Source organism: Klebsiella sp. Lac1, assembly GCF_009825425.1.
In the GTDB taxonomy this organism is placed as follows: Bacteria; Pseudomonadota; Gammaproteobacteria; order Enterobacterales; family Enterobacteriaceae; genus Klebsiella; species Klebsiella electrica.
The window spans coordinates 2,264,421-2,277,775 of record NZ_VJZJ01000001.1; the positions used below are offsets into that span (position 1 = coordinate 2,264,421).

The 13,355-nt window shown below is 60.0% G+C and carries 13 protein-coding genes; 7 read left to right on the forward strand and 6 right to left on the reverse strand.

The window, feature by feature from the left end; translation table 11 throughout:
* Positions 1-323: 323 nt before the first annotated feature.
* Positions 324-767, forward strand: coding sequence for a 6,7-dimethyl-8-ribityllumazine synthase (locus FNY10_RS10975; RefSeq protein ID WP_100682390.1), 444 nt, complete (start codon positions 324-326; stop codon positions 765-767).
* 73 nt (positions 768-840) lie between these two features.
* Here the strand turns inward: FNY10_RS10975 and FNY10_RS10980 are convergent, their stop codons facing one another.
* Positions 841-2,013, reverse strand: coding sequence for an ROK family transcriptional regulator (locus tag FNY10_RS10980; protein ID WP_100682389.1), 1,173 nt, complete (start codon positions 2,011-2,013; stop codon positions 841-843).
* 211 nt (positions 2,014-2,224) lie between these two features.
* On the opposite strand from FNY10_RS10980, the gene FNY10_RS10985 reads away from it, so the two are divergent.
* Genes FNY10_RS10985 through FNY10_RS11005 form a run of 5 tightly spaced genes read left to right on the forward strand, consistent with a single transcriptional unit; the run spans position 2,225 to position 7,256 of the window.
* Entirely contained in the window at positions 2,225-3,472 is a 1,248-nt protein-coding gene (locus tag FNY10_RS10985) for an extracellular solute-binding protein (RefSeq protein WP_100682388.1), read from the forward strand.
* A 9-nt stretch (positions 3,473-3,481) separates the two neighbouring features.
* Entirely contained in the window at positions 3,482-4,390 is a 909-nt protein-coding gene (locus FNY10_RS10990) for a carbohydrate ABC transporter permease (protein WP_141964373.1), read from the forward strand.
* A complete protein-coding gene (locus tag FNY10_RS10995; RefSeq protein ID WP_160704532.1) occupies positions 4,380-5,219 on the forward strand; it encodes a carbohydrate ABC transporter permease in 840 nt (279 codons plus the stop codon). Before FNY10_RS10990 ends, FNY10_RS10995 begins: the two co-directional genes overlap by 11 nt.
* Positions 5,220-5,221: 2 nt before the next feature.
* A complete protein-coding gene (locus tag FNY10_RS11000) occupies positions 5,222-6,184 on the forward strand; it encodes a carbohydrate kinase family protein (protein WP_131047828.1) in 963 nt (320 codons plus the stop codon).
* Positions 6,171-7,256: a sn-glycerol-3-phosphate ABC transporter ATP-binding protein UgpC gene (locus tag FNY10_RS11005; RefSeq protein ID WP_160704530.1), complete on the forward strand. Its 1,086-nt coding sequence runs from the start codon at positions 6,171-6,173 to the stop codon at positions 7,254-7,256. The genes FNY10_RS11000 and FNY10_RS11005 overlap by 14 nt, the downstream gene beginning before the upstream one ends.
* A 14-nt stretch (positions 7,257-7,270) precedes the next feature.
* Here FNY10_RS11005 and FNY10_RS11010 read toward each other — a convergent pair whose 3' ends face one another.
* Positions 7,271-8,419 carry an MFS transporter gene (locus FNY10_RS11010; RefSeq protein ID WP_160704528.1) on the reverse strand — a complete coding sequence of 383 codons (1,149 nt, stop codon included), beginning with the start codon at positions 8,417-8,419 and terminating at the stop codon, positions 7,271-7,273.
* Between the two features lie 95 nt (positions 8,420-8,514).
* On the opposite strand from FNY10_RS11010, the gene FNY10_RS11015 reads away from it, so the two are divergent.
* Positions 8,515-9,315, forward strand: coding sequence for an AraC family transcriptional regulator (locus FNY10_RS11015; protein WP_160704526.1), 801 nt, complete (start codon positions 8,515-8,517; stop codon positions 9,313-9,315).
* Here the strand turns inward: FNY10_RS11015 and FNY10_RS11020 are convergent.
* From FNY10_RS11020 to FNY10_RS11035, 4 genes are read right to left on the reverse strand one after another with little or no spacing between them, the layout of a single operon-like run.
* Positions 9,267-10,031 carry a proteasome-type protease gene (locus FNY10_RS11020; protein ID WP_160704524.1) on the reverse strand — a complete coding sequence of 255 codons (765 nt, stop codon included), beginning with the start codon at positions 10,029-10,031 and terminating at the stop codon, positions 9,267-9,269. The two genes, FNY10_RS11015 and FNY10_RS11020, sit on opposite strands and share 49 nt — an antisense overlap.
* A gap of 17 nt (positions 10,032-10,048) precedes the next feature.
* On the reverse strand, positions 10,049-10,864 hold the full coding sequence (locus tag FNY10_RS11025) for a transglutaminase family protein (RefSeq protein WP_131047824.1): 816 nt from the start codon (positions 10,862-10,864) through the stop codon (positions 10,049-10,051).
* Positions 10,861-11,790, reverse strand: coding sequence for an alpha-E domain-containing protein (locus tag FNY10_RS11030; RefSeq protein WP_100682381.1), 930 nt, complete (start codon positions 11,788-11,790; stop codon positions 10,861-10,863). The genes FNY10_RS11025 and FNY10_RS11030 overlap by 4 nt, the downstream gene beginning before the upstream one ends.
* On the reverse strand, positions 11,784-13,223 hold the full coding sequence (locus FNY10_RS11035) for a circularly permuted type 2 ATP-grasp protein (RefSeq protein ID WP_100682380.1): 1,440 nt from the start codon (positions 13,221-13,223) through the stop codon (positions 11,784-11,786). Before FNY10_RS11035 ends, FNY10_RS11030 begins: the two co-directional genes overlap by 7 nt.
* Positions 13,224-13,355: the final 132 nt, after the last annotated feature.

Genomic DNA, 13,355 nt, shown 5'->3' on the forward strand with positions numbered 1-13,355 from the left:
TGAGAAAACGCGGAAAATCACAAAGTATTTAAATCACTTAGCTTTGCCAGAAAATGGCGATGCGGCTATTTTTCCACCCGGCAGAGTCGCGCGAGCTGCCCGCAGGCCCGTGACGGCATGTTCCGCTGCGCGCGGCGGATAAAAACGGCTATCGTCTCATGACATTACAGTATAATGTTAACGGTCGGAGCTCCGTGTGAACGCGCATGAACCGACCGATTGACAGTATCGCCCGGTGGGCGCCTGAAATTGCTCGCGGAGTATAAGACCTGAAGGTCACATAATTAGACTCGCCTGATGCGGTCATTTTACAGGAGTATGTCATGTCATCGTTAAACGTCGCCTTTATCAAAGCCAACTGGCACAGTGACATCGTCAGCCAGGCGCAGAGCGGTTTTCAGCAAGAGCTGGAGCGTCAGCAGGTTGATTATTCACTCGACAGCTGGGATGTCCCTGGCGCATTTGAAATGCCGCTTCTGGCTCAGAAGCTGGCAAAAAGCGGACGCTATGATGCCATCGTGTGCGCCGCGCTGGTGGTCGATGGCGGCATCTATCGCCATGACTTCGTCGCCCAGGCCGTGGTCAGCGGTCTGATGCAAGCCCAGCTGGCGACAGAAGTCCCGATGTTCTCCGTCTCCCTGACGCCGCACAACTTCCAGCCTGCCGACGAGTTCATCGATTTTTACAGCCAGCATTTTGTCAAAAAGGGCCAGGAAGCCGCCAGAGCGGTGCTGCAGATCCACAACTTGCCGCTGGCGAAAGCGTGAATCAGCGCCTTTAAGCGCGTTGTCCGCTAACGATGAGCCCCCGCCGACGCTCTTTTGCATGTCCGCGGCGGGCCTACTTCATCAAGGCCTGAAACTGCGGGTTAAACTCATCGAAGATCGGCAGTGCGGCAGCGCCGAGGGCGGCGGTGTCGGTGCCCGTCATCCCCATTTTCACCCGCATGGCCGGGAGATAGCGCCCGCGCACCGACTGATACAGCGGCGGCAGACGGGCCAGCACTTTCTCCAGCAGCGGCGCGGGCATCATCCCGCCGACCACCACCGTTTGCGCATCGAACACGCACTCCAGCATATTAATGGCCTGGCGCAGCGGCGGTAACGCCGTCTCCACCCAGCTATCGAACAGCGACGCCTCCACCGCCAGCAGATCCTCGGGCAGCGCCCGGTAGGGGTCGAGGCCGCAAAACTCATAGGCCGCCTGTAGGGAAACGTAGCGTTCAAGGCAGCCCTGGTTGCCGCAGTAACAGGGGCGTCCTCCCGGTTGCACCACGATATGCCCGACCTCTCCGGCATTGTGGGCGTGGCCGGTATAAATATGGCCGTCGGCGAAAATCCCGGCGCCGAGCCCGGTGCCGATATACAGATAAACAAACGAATGCAGCTGTCGCGCCACGCCGTGGAAGCGCTCGCCGATAGCCGCTACCGTGGCGTCATTTTCCAGGGTGACCGGCAGACCGCTTATCCGCTCCAGCTCCGACGCCACATCCACCCCTTCCCAGCCGTTGAGAGTGGTCGGCCCGGTCGATGAAATGCCCTCCACGCCAAACGGCCCTGGCATCACTACGCCAATGCCCAGCACCCGGCTCCAGTCGAGCCCGGGTAGCGCTTTCATCTCCTGCACCACCCCGGCAATGCGGGCAAAGGTGGCACCAGGTTGGGGCTTTTGCACCAGAATGAGCCGACGGAAATGGATCTCGCCGGTGAGATCCACCAGCACGATGATTAAGGTTTGATGGTCGAGATGGATCCCGATTGACCATGCGCTGGCGGGGTTAAGACTCACCGGCACCGCCGGCTGACCGCGCCCTGCCGCGCGGCGCGGTTCATGACTGGTGAGCAGCGCCATCTGCTGTAGCTCGGCGACAATATTGGAGACCGTTTGCGGCGTCAGCGCGGTAATTCGCGCCAGCTCCGCCCGGGTCAATGTACCGTGCAGACGCACGGCCTCAATCACCACCCGTCGGTTGTGTACACGCGCATGTTCAAGGTTGGTTCCCGAGGTTTTCATTCCGTCCCTTCCTGGTCGCATCATGCTGCAATTCTAGCCCGCGTCACAATTCTCGCAACGACATTCTCCGCCCGCCTTTCGGGTGGCATAAGCTTTGCTACGCTTAGGCTAAGGGCCACGAATGACGTTTGGGCCGTATTGTCGCCCCGATTAAATCAATCAAATTGATTTAATAAATCATATTCCTCTTTTTAGTACCGCGGAGAGCAACATGAACGACTACAGTGCATTGCGGGTTAAAGCCGGTCTGCTGGCTATGCTGGTCATCAGCGGGAGTGCGGCGGCAGCCACCACTCAGGTTAACGCCCTGTTTATGACCCAGGCGGCGTACAGCGAAAATGACATTCGTGCCATGACCACCGACTTCGAAAAACAAAACCCGGATATCAAAATCAACCTTGAGTTCGTCCCCTACGAAGCGTTGCATGACAAAATCGTTGCTGCGCGTGGCGCCGGCGGCAACGGCTACGACGTGGTGCTGTTCGATGCCATCTGGCCTGCCGAATTTAGCCACTTCGATCTGCTGCAGGATGTCTCGGCACGTATTCCCGCCGCCGAACGGGAGAAAATCTTCCCCGGCGCCATGAATACCGTGGTTTACAAAGGTAAAACGCTGGGCATGCCGTGGATCCTCGACACCAAGTATCTTTACTACAACAAAGCGATGCTGGACAAAGCCGGGATCAAGCAGCTGCCGACCACCTGGCAACAGGTGCTGGATGACGCCAGAATCATCAAGGATAAAGGCATCGTTAAATACCCGCTGGTGTGGAGCTGGTCGCAGGCAGAAGCGCTGGTGTGCGACTACACCACCCTCGTCTCCGGGTTTGGCGGACAGTTTTATCAGAATGGCAAACTGGATTTTTCCACCCCGGCGTCGTTGAAAGCGGTCACGCTGATGAAGAAATCGCTGGATGACGGGTTGAGCAATCCGGCCTCGCGCGAATATCTGGAAGAGGATGTGCGCAAGGCCTTCTCCAACGGCGACGCGGCATTTGCCCTGAACTGGACCTATATGTACAACATGGCCAACGACCCGAAACAAAGTAAGGTCGCGGGCGATGTCGGCATTATGCCGGCACCCGGCGATACGCCGGACAAACCCGGGGCGGTGAACGGGTCAATGGGGTTAGGTATTGCCAAAGCCAGCCAGCATCCGGAGCAGGCGTGGCAGTATATCCACTATCTGACCTCGCAACCGGTGCAGGATAAATACGCGAAGCTGAGCCTGCCGGTGTGGAAATCCTCCTACCAGGACCCGGCCGTGGCGAAAGGTCAGGAGAGCCTGATCGCCGCAGCGGATAAATCGCTGAACGTAATGCTTTCGCGCCCGGAAACCGCGGACTACTCGCGACTCTCCAACGCGTTACAGCAGCAGCTTCAGGCGGTCTTGCAAGGTAAAGCCGCCCCGGACGCCGCGATGCAAGCCGTCGACAAAAGCGCGGCGCGCCTGCGTTAAGGACATTTGATGCTGAGTTTGCAACAACGCGAACAGCGTCAGGCATGGGTGCTGCTGGCACCCATGCTGATCGTGATGTTCCTGCTGACGGCCTGGCCACTGGCGCGCACCCTGTGGCTGAGTTTTACCGACACCGCGCTGGTGGGCAATGGCGATGCGACCAATTACCTCTGGCTGGATAACTATCTGTATGCGTTAACCGACCCGGATTTTCGCGCCGCCTTCGCCCGCACGCTCTATTTCACCGTGGTCTCCGTCGCCATTGAAGGGGTTATCGGCGTGCTGGTGGCGCTGTTGCTCAATCAGCAATTTGTCGGACGCACTCTCCTGCGGGTGCTGGTCATTTTGCCCTGGGCGCTGCCGACTATCGTTAACGCGATGATGTGGCGGCTCAACTTCAACCCGGACTACGGCAGTATTAACGCTTTGCTCAGTCAATGGGGCATTATCGACGGTTATCGCAGCTGGCTGGGGTCGCCGGACTCGGCACTCAATGCGGTGATGCTGGCGGACATCTGGAAGAACTATCCGCTGGTCACCCTGCTGGTGCTGGCCGCGCTGCAATCCATTCCGGAGGATTTATACGAAGCAGCCCGCCTTGACGGCGCTTCGTCGTGGCGGCGGTTTCGCGCCATTACCTTCCCGGCAATCGCCGCCCCGCTCGGCGTGGCCCTGATCCTGCGCACCATCGACGCGTTTAAGGTCTTCGATATTATCTATGTGATGACCCGCGGCGGGCCGCTGGACAGTACCCGCACGCTGAGTTTCTTCGTCTACCAGGAGTCCTTTAGCTATCTGCGGGCGGGCAGCGGCGCGGCGTACGCCATCCTGATGACCCTGATGTGCGCCCTGCTGATCGTCCTGTATCTGTTTATGCTGCTTCGCCAGCGCCGCCGGAGCACTGATTATGAAACGTAAACTGCGTATTCTGCTGCGCTACCTGGCGGCCCTGCTGGTCGCGCTGTCGATACTGGCCCCGATGGCGTGGCTCTTTTTGATGAGCGTCAGCGCCACCGCCGATCTGACACGGGTACCGCTGGAGTGGCTGCCGCGTCAGTGGGACTTCAGCCGCTACGCCCGTCTGCTGTCATTGGAGCCCGGCGAGCCCGGTGCGCTGTTTCTCCCCGCCCTGCGCAACAGCCTGCTGGTTGCCGTCGGCGCGACGCTGGTGTCGCTGCTGCTGGCGGTGCCCGCCGCCTTCAGCTTCTCGCGCTACCCCGGGCGCGACGGCTGGCTGTATGCCGGGCTCGGTATCTATATGGTGCCGCCGGTGGCCTTCGTACTGCCGCTCTATTTTATCCTCGAACACTTCGGGCTGCTGAATACCCGCAGCGGGTTGGTACTGGTTTACTGTTCGCTGATTATGCCGTTTCTCACCTGGATGGTGAAAAATCAGTTCGACGCGCTGCCGCAGGACATTGAGCAGGCCGCCAGGCTCGACGGTCTGCGGGTCTGGCAGGTGCTGCTACGCATCACTCTGCCACTGGTAAAACCGATGCTGGGAGCATCGGCGCTGTTCGGCTGGCTGCTGGCGTGGGATGAGTTTTTCTATGCGCTGCTGTTTACCAGCAACATTGCCGCCCAGACGCTGCCGGTCACCATTGCCGGATTTACCGCCGGGCGCGCCACTGACGATGGACTGGTGGCGGCGGTCGGCATCCTCGCCTCGGTCCCGCCGCTGTTTATCGCCATCTGGCTACAAAAAACGCTGGTCAGCGGCCTCACTCACGGTGGAAGTAAGGGATAACTATGCAAACGCTCACCGCGCCTGTGCTCTATATCGCAGGTAATTACAATATTGACCTCATTATGGGGACCCTTGCGCACTGGCCGGCTCCCGGCACCGAGGTGATGCTGGAACACAGCGCGCTGCGCCCCGGTGGTTCCGCGGGCAACTGCGCGCTGGCGGCCGCGGCCATGCAGATCCCCCACTGCGCCGTCGGCTGCCAGGGAGACGATGCCTTTAGCGCCTGGCTGGCGGCCCGCTTTCCCGGTAGCGCCGAACGCTGGCCGCAGTATCCCTGCGAGACTTCGCTGACGGTGGCGGTGACCCATCCCGACAAAGAACGTTCGTTTCTCAGCAACTACGGACATATCACCCGCCTGTCCGCCGAGGATATTCTGGCTCAGCTCCCGACCAGGGCGACGCCCGGCGATATTCTGCTGCTCTGCGGCACCTTCTTATGCACCGCGCTGCTGCCGGACTATCCGCGTCTGCTGGCGACCCTACGCGAACGCGGTTTTCAGGTGGCGGTAGATACCGGCTGGCCGCCGCACAACTGGGACCGCGCGCTGCGTGAGGCGACCCACCGCTGGCTCGGCGATTGCGACTGGCTGCTGCTCAATGAGGTCGAAACGCTTGGCCTTGCGAACCAGGACGCTCTCCCCGCAGCGGCCCGCAGCCTGGCGGCGCGTCTCAGCGGCCGGGGCGGCTGTATTGTCAAATGCGGCGCCGGGGGCGCCTGGTGGTGGACGGCAGACCAGGGGCATCACGCGCCGGTGAAACCGGTCGAGGTCATCGACACCATCGGCGCCGGAGACAGTTTTAATGCCGGGTTTCTTGCCGGTTTGTTAAACGGCCAGTCGGCCTCACAGGCGTTACGTTGGGGCAACGCCGTGGCCGCGTACGCGATCGGTTCATCCCCGCGTCGCTATCCGGACTGGCGAACCTTGCAACACCACATCGAGGAGGTCGACTATGGCCAGCGTTGAACTGCTAAACGTCGCCAAACAGTACGGTAAACAGACGGTGCTGCATCCGCTGGACTTGACCATTCCGGACGGCAGCTTTACGGTTCTGGTGGGGCCATCCGGTTGCGGGAAATCAACGCTGCTGCGCCTGCTGGCCGGGCTGGAAAGCTTGTCCGCGGGAACGATATTGATGAACAACCGCCCGATCAACGATCTCGATCCCGCGGACCGCGATGTCGCCATGGTTTTTCAGAGCTACGCGCTCTACCCCCATCTGACAGTGGCGGAAAACCTCGCCTTCCATATGCAGGTCAAAAAAGTCGACAAGGCGACGCAGAAAAACAAGGTTCAGCACATCGCCAGTATGCTGGGGATCGATAAGCTGCTCGGCCGCTATCCGCGCGCACTCTCCGGCGGCCAGCGTCAGCGCGTGGCCATGGGTCGGGCGATGGTGCGTAATCCGCAGGTCTTTCTGTTCGATGAGCCGCTCTCCAACCTCGATGCCCAGCTACGTATGGAACTGCGGGCCGAGATCAAATCCCTGCACCAGCGCTTTAACACCACCATGATTTACGTCACCCACGATCAGGTGGAAGCCATGACGCTTGCCGACCAGATAGTGGTGATGCGCGATGGCGTGATCGTGCAGCAGGGGGCGCCGCTGGAGATATACGATAGCCCCTGCAACACCTTCGTGGCGCGTTTTATCGGCTCCCCGCCGATGAATCTGCTGGAGGGGAAGATTCAGCAGCGCGATGGTCAGCCCGGCGTGCAGTGCGGCGAACTGTGGCTGGCCCTGCCTGAACGCTGGTATCCGGCGGTGATGCAGCAGGGTCAGGCGCCGGTGATTGTTGGTCTGCGTCCGCAGGATATTCAGCCTGCTGGCGAAGGGCTGCCGGGGATCGTCAATATTGTCGAGGTCACCGGCGAGTCTACGCTGCTGCATCTCGACTGGCAGGGTTTCCCGATCCACGTCCAGGTCGCCGGGCGTCTCGAGGCGACTCTCCGTCAGCCCTTGCCGCTGGCGGTACGACGCGAGAAAATCCATCTCTTCGATGCCGTCAGCGGCGAACGACTGGCGTCAACGCGCTAAGCCATGCGGGCGGGTTAGTCCGCCCGCATGTTGCGCAAACAGCAGCCGTAGCGTAACCCGGCGATGCCGCTTACCCAGGCGCACGCCATCAGCGCCTCCGCCAGCGATTGCCCCCATCCCACCGCCGCCAGCCCGAGGCCAATCAACACATAATAAGCGAGGCCGAAGATAGCCCCGGCGGTTCCCCGACAGTGACCATAGGCACCCAGCGCCGTGCCGAGCACCAGCGGGATAGCCATGGCGTAGGCGAAGGTGATGCCGATCATCGGCAACAGAAACAGCAGCGTGTCCCGCAGGCAAAACAGCGCGATGCTGCTTATCAACTGTATCAGGCAGGCGAACAGCAATATTGCCGCTTCCGCGACGGCTTTGCGCAGCAGCCAGCGATTGCACAATGCCCCGGCCAACGACCCGACGGCCAGCGCCAGACCGCTGTAGCCAAAAATCACGCTCCCCTGACGCAGTTGCGCGAAGATGAACGGCGCCAGGCTGTAATAGCTGAACAGGCTGACGTTGAAGGCCGTCACCAGCAAAACCGCCAGGGCCAGTTGCTTATCCGTCGCCATCTGGCGTAACAGCGGTAAAAAGGCGGTGTGAACAGGCTGCGGCGGACGAGTTTCCGGCAGCAGCCAACAGCACAGCAGCAGTAACACCGCGGCCAGCAGCGCGAGGGCCGTCAACACGCCGTGCATTCCCCAGCTGGCGACGATGGCTCCGCCGAGGTAAATGCCTGCCGCCGGGCTGACCGACAGCGTGAGGCCCGCCATTGAGAAAAGCGCGGCAAGCTGGCGGCCGTTAAACCGGTCCCGCAGTATCGTCTGGCTCACCACCGATCCCGTTGCCGCACCGAACGCCGACAGCATTCGGGCGGCCAGCAGTAGCGTGAAATCACGCGCCGCCAGCGCCAGCATACAGCCCAGGGCATAGACCGTGAGGCCCGCCAGTAGCGCTGGACGCCGACCATGGCGGTCGCTGAATCGGCCCCAGAACAGCACGCCGACGGCAAAGCCGATAAAGTAAAGCGACAGGGTTTGCGTCGCCTTTGCCGCACTGACGGAAAAATAGCGGCTGATATCGGTCAGCGCCGGACTGTAAATCGTCTCCACGATCTGCGGGAACATCAATAATGCGGTGACCAGCACCATGACCGAACGCCCGAGCATCAGCACCTCCTGAACAAGAAAGAGGCGCTATTGTAGGCGGAGCGTGAATCGTACATTATAAACATAATGACTTTTTATATCGGAAATCGGACATTATGGCCTGGCTCGAAGCGAAAGCGCTCTTCAATCCGGACGCTGTGCATAACAGGGTGATTGGCGTGTGCTCGGCGCTGGGCCAGCATGATTCCGGCAGCCACCGGCACCAGATGGGCCAGCTGCTGTTTACTCGTCAGGGCTGCGTGCGGCTGACTCTCAATAACGGCACGCTGCTGTGCCTGCTGCCGCCTACCCGGGCGGCCTGGATACCGGCCGGTATGGACCATCGTGCGCAGATGAAAAGCATCGTCGACTATCGCTCGGTGTGGTTTCACCCGACCCACTATCCTGCCCTCCCGCGGCATCCGGCGATCCTTAACGTTGGCCCGCTGCTACGCGAACTGCTGGAGCGAATCGCCGCCAGCCCGTGGGAAAGTGACTGGCGGACCGGGACCGGCTGGCACCTCGCCGCGCTTTGCGAGGCGGAAATATGCAGCGCGGCGCAGGAGCCAATGATGCTGGCCCTGCCTCAGGATAAGCGTCTGGCGCCGCTCGCCGACGACGCGCTGCCGCCGATGCTGCAGCAGCTTGCCGCCCGCTGCGGAGCCAGCGAAAAGACCATCAGCCGGATTTTTCGGCGCGATACCGGCATGACTTATCAGCAGTGGCGGCAGCAGTGGCGCCTGATGAAGGCGGTGGAGCTGCTGGCCACCGGGGAGCGCATTACCGCTACCGCGCAGGCGCTGGATTTCGCCAGCGACAGCGCCTTTATCTACTTTTTCCGCACCATGACCGGCATGACGCCGGGGCGCTATTTTTCACCGCTGACCGCACCTGAGCGCTCGCTGCCCGGCGTATAGGGCGGCAGGGTCAGGAATGTGTTTTGCAGCCCTTCCGACCACGCCTTGCGAATGGTATTGAAGTACGGGTCGCTTTCGGTGATGCGATGCTGGCCGGCGCCGCTCAAACTCCCGCTGCGGTACAGCAGCGTGTCCAGCGGCAGGCCAACGGAGAGATTGCTGCGCAGCGTGGAGTCAATCGAGATCAGCGCGCAGCACATCGCCTGCTCCAGCGGCGTCTCCCGGTTGAGCACCCGGTCGATAATCGGCTTGCCGTATTTGCTCTCGCCAATCTGGAAATAAGGGGTATCGTACGAGGCTTCAATAAAATTGCCTTCCGGGTAGATATGGAAAAGGCGATGCGTTTCCCCCGCAATCTGCCCGCCGAGCAGCAGGTTGCAGTTGAAATTGGTGTTGCCGCAGTGCTGCTGATTGCTGCTGTCGCGCTGAATCACCTCCTGCAGCGTTTTACCGATCAGCATCGCCGCGTCATACAACGAGCTGACCTGCATCAGATTAGGCTCCTGCTGAGTCGCAATCCGCGAACTCAGCAGGCTTATGACGCTCTGGGTGGTAGCCAGATTGCCCGCGGACTGCAGCACCATCACGCGCTTCCCCTCCTCGGCGAAGACATGGAGCTTTTTAAAGGTCGCAATATGATCTACTCCCGCGTTGGTACGGGAGTCTGAGGCGAAAACGAGTCCGTCCGCTAAACACATGGCCACACAGTAGGTCATCGTTATTTGTTCCTGCTCTATTGCTGTTGTGCCTGTTGCGAATGGTCGCGCACTTCAGCGTTGGTTAGCATTATTTCCCCGCCGCCGCCCAGCCGGGTACCGCGTACCGGGCAGGCGTCAAGATAGTCCAGCCCGGTCGCCAGCCGCAGATGCTGGTTCAGGTGACGGGTATTATTGGTGATATCAAAAGATTGCCAGCGTCCATTCACCCACACCTCTGCCCATGCGTGCATCGCGACATGCCGGGCATTATCGCTGTAAACATAGCCGCTGACATAGCGTGCCGGGATATCCAGCGCGCGACAGCAGGCGAGGAAGACGTGCGTGTGATCCTGGCAGACGCCTTTTGCCCTGGCAAAGGCGTCTGCGGCGCAGTCCTGCACCTGCGTGGCTCCCGGTGAGTATGGCATTCTCAGCAGCAGGTCCGCCATCAATTGATTCAGGCTCTCCTCCGGTTCGTCGTGGCGATACAGGCGCTGGGCAAACTCGCGGATCCGATCGTCGGCGCGAGTCAGCGGCGTACAGCGTAAATAGACCAGCGGCGAGAGCAGCTCCTCTTCCGCCACATCGCTCTGTTCGCTGTCCTCGGCAATATCCACGATCCCGCTGGCACGGATGGCAATCTCTTTGTGGGGATTGTCGAGCGTTAACACATGCAGGACATTGCCCCACGCGTCGGTGGTCGTCACCGCCGCGCCCTCCGGTAAGGTCAGCGTCCAGGAGGTAATGATTTGCCGCCCGGTGCTACGCGGCGTCAGGCGCAGGTACTGGGTGGAAAACTTCACTTCTTCATCGTAGCCATAGCGGGTCAGGTGATCGATGACCAGTTTCATAGCGCCTCCAGATAAGTTTGTCTGATGCTGTCGGACAGCGCATTAATACGCGCCAGCAGTCCGTTGAGATAACTTTGTAAATCGGCGCCCGCCAGATCGTCGCGGGTGCTGAAACGCAGATCGACATTCAGCTGATGCGCCAGGCGCAGCGGCAGGTGCGAGCGGTCGTTGGCGATGTGCTCCAGTTGACCAACCAGATCGGAGATGCAGGCGCGCAGGGAGCGCGGCACGTCGTTGCGCAAAATCAGCAGTTCCATCACCGTCTCCCGGGTGACCGGCTGGCGAAAAATACTGTTGTAGGCCTCGCGGGCACTGACCGCGTTCAGCAAGGTGTCCAGCCGATAGTATTCGCGTACTGAATCCGGATCGTTACTCAACTGCTGATCCTTGATCAACAGCAGTTGCGTGGTGGCGTAGGCCCGTTCAATCAGGGTGCCGATACCGATAAAACTCAGGGCGTCATTGCGCAGCAGCGTCCCCAGCACCGCGCCGCGAAACAGATGCACCCGCTCCTTCACCCAGTCGAAAAAGCCGTCGGTGCCCAGTTCGCTAATCCCCCGCTGGCGGAGCTGGCGCAGTTCAATCCGCGTGGCGTTGATACACTCCCACACCTCGGCGGACAGGCTGCCGCGAACCGCATGCGCGTTGTTCCAGGCCATCTCCACGCAGCTGTATATGCTGTAGGGATTGTTGCCGTCGAGCGCAAAGAAATTGAGCAAATTGCTCATGGTGAAGCGCGCATGTCGCGCCTGAAACAGTTCGTGGGTTAAGGACAGATTGAGCGGCAAGGCCAGGTCTCGCGACTGCTGGCTGTGCCGCGGAATCATCGACAGTTTCCACGTCACATCAAGCACCCGGGCATAGCTTTCCGCGCGCTCGAGGTAGCGCGCCATCCAGAAAAGTTCACTCGCAGTCCGACTCAGCATGATTCATCATCCTCCATCACCCAGGTATCTTTGGTGCCCCCGCCCTGCGATGAGTTCACCACCAGCGAGCCTTCGGTGAGCGCCACCCGCGTCAGGCCGCCGGGCACCAGGCGAATCTCCTGGCCGGAGAGCACAAACGGACGTAAATCGATATGCCTCGGCGCCAGCCCCCCTTCCACGAAAGTCGGACAGGTTGACAGCGCCAGGGTCTCCTGTCCGATATAGTTAGCCGGATTGGTCAACAGACGCTGGCGAAACATCTCCCGCTCTTCTTTGGTTGAGCGCGGCCCCACCAGCATGCCGTATCCCCCGGCGCCATGAACTTCCTTGACCACCATCCTCTCCAGATTCCCCAACACGTACTGCAAATCCTCCGGCTTGCGACACTGCCAGGTGGGAATGTTGTTCAGTATCGGCTGCTCGCCAAGATAGAAACGGATCATCTCCGGCACGAAGGGGTAGATCGACTTATCGTCCGCCACGCCGGTGCCAATCGCGTTAGCCAGTACCACGCCGCCGGCGCGATACACCGACAGCAGGCCGGGCACGCCGAGCATCGAGTCGGCGCGAAAAGCCAGCGGGTCGAGATAGGCGTCATCAACCCGTCGGTAAATCACATCCACCCGCCGCGGCCCTTCGGTAGTGCGCATGTAGACCGCGCCCGATTTAATAAACAAATCGGCGCTTTCCACCAGCTCAACCCCCATCTGCTGGGCGAGGAAGCTGTGTTCGAAATAGGCGCTGTTGAAACGCCCCGGCGTCATCACCACCACGCAGGGATCGTCCACCGGGGAGCTTTCACGCAGGGTTTGCAGCAGATAGCCCGGATAGCGCTCTACCGGCGCAATATGGTGATTTTCAAACATCTCCGGATAGAGACGCATCATCATTTTGCGGTTTTCCAGCATATACGAGACCCCTGATGGGGTTCGCAGGTTATCCTCCAGCACGTAATACTGGCCGTCGCTGTTGCGCACCATATCGACGCCGGTAATGTGGGCATAGGTATTATTGGGCAGGTTTATTCCCTGCATACAGGGCTGATATTGTTCATTGGCCAGTACCTGCTCCGCCGGAATCAGGCCAGCGCGCAGGATGTTTTGCTCGTGGTAGATATCATACAAAAAAGCGTTCAGCGCTTTGACCCGCTGACGAATACCGCGATCGATCTTTTTCCACTCTCCGCCGGGAATAATGCGCGGGACGCTATCAAACGGAATCAAGCGCTCGGTACCTTCATCTTCCCCATACACATTAAAGGTGATGCCGATGCGGTGAAAAAGCAGCTCCGCCTGCTCTTTCTTTTGCCGGATAGAGAATTGATCGGTGTTGTGAAACCATTGCCACCAGGCGTTATAGTGGTGACGCTGCTGTCCCTGCGCGGTCAGCATCTCGTCATAATAATGCCCGTCAGGAAGCGTTATTTTTATCATGGCCGTCTCCTCCGGTTATACTCACGTTGGGGTAACCCCGCAAAGAGATAAGCATTTATTATGCCAGGTAGCTGATGGCGAGAGACGAGTGCAATTCTGCGCAACGCGCCGCTTTATTGTGCAAAAAAATAA

Bases quoted from the DNA above. Each gene is read 5' to 3' on its own strand.
- FNY10_RS11000 (WP_131047828.1), top strand. From the start codon at position 5,222: ATGCAAACGCTCACCGCGCCTGTGCTCTATATCGCAGGTAATTACAAT.
- FNY10_RS10975 (WP_100682390.1), top strand. From the start codon at position 324: ATGTCATCGTTAAACGTCGCCTTTATCAAAGCCAACTGGCACAGTGAC.
- FNY10_RS10995 (WP_160704532.1), top strand. From the start codon at position 4,380: ATGAAACGTAAACTGCGTATTCTGCTGCGCTACCTGGCGGCCCTGCTG.
- FNY10_RS11010 (WP_160704528.1), bottom strand. From the start codon at position 8,419: ATGCTCGGGCGTTCGGTCATGGTGCTGGTCACCGCATTATTGATGTTC.
- FNY10_RS11035 (WP_100682380.1), bottom strand. From the start codon at position 13,223: ATGATAAAAATAACGCTTCCTGACGGGCATTATTATGACGAGATGCTG.
- FNY10_RS11030 (WP_100682381.1), bottom strand. From the start codon at position 11,790: ATGCTGAGTCGGACTGCGAGTGAACTTTTCTGGATGGCGCGCTACCTC.
- FNY10_RS10980 (WP_100682389.1), bottom strand. From the start codon at position 2,013: ATGAAAACCTCGGGAACCAACCTTGAACATGCGCGTGTACACAACCGA.
- FNY10_RS10985 (WP_100682388.1), top strand. From the start codon at position 2,225: ATGAACGACTACAGTGCATTGCGGGTTAAAGCCGGTCTGCTGGCTATG.
- FNY10_RS11015 (WP_160704526.1), top strand. From the start codon at position 8,515: ATGGCCTGGCTCGAAGCGAAAGCGCTCTTCAATCCGGACGCTGTGCAT.
- FNY10_RS11020 (WP_160704524.1), bottom strand. From the start codon at position 10,031: ATGACCTACTGTGTGGCCATGTGTTTAGCGGACGGACTCGTTTTCGCC.
- FNY10_RS10990 (WP_141964373.1), top strand. From the start codon at position 3,482: ATGCTGAGTTTGCAACAACGCGAACAGCGTCAGGCATGGGTGCTGCTG.
- FNY10_RS11025 (WP_131047824.1), bottom strand. From the start codon at position 10,864: ATGAAACTGGTCATCGATCACCTGACCCGCTATGGCTACGATGAAGAA.
- FNY10_RS11005 (WP_160704530.1), top strand. From the start codon at position 6,171: ATGGCCAGCGTTGAACTGCTAAACGTCGCCAAACAGTACGGTAAACAG.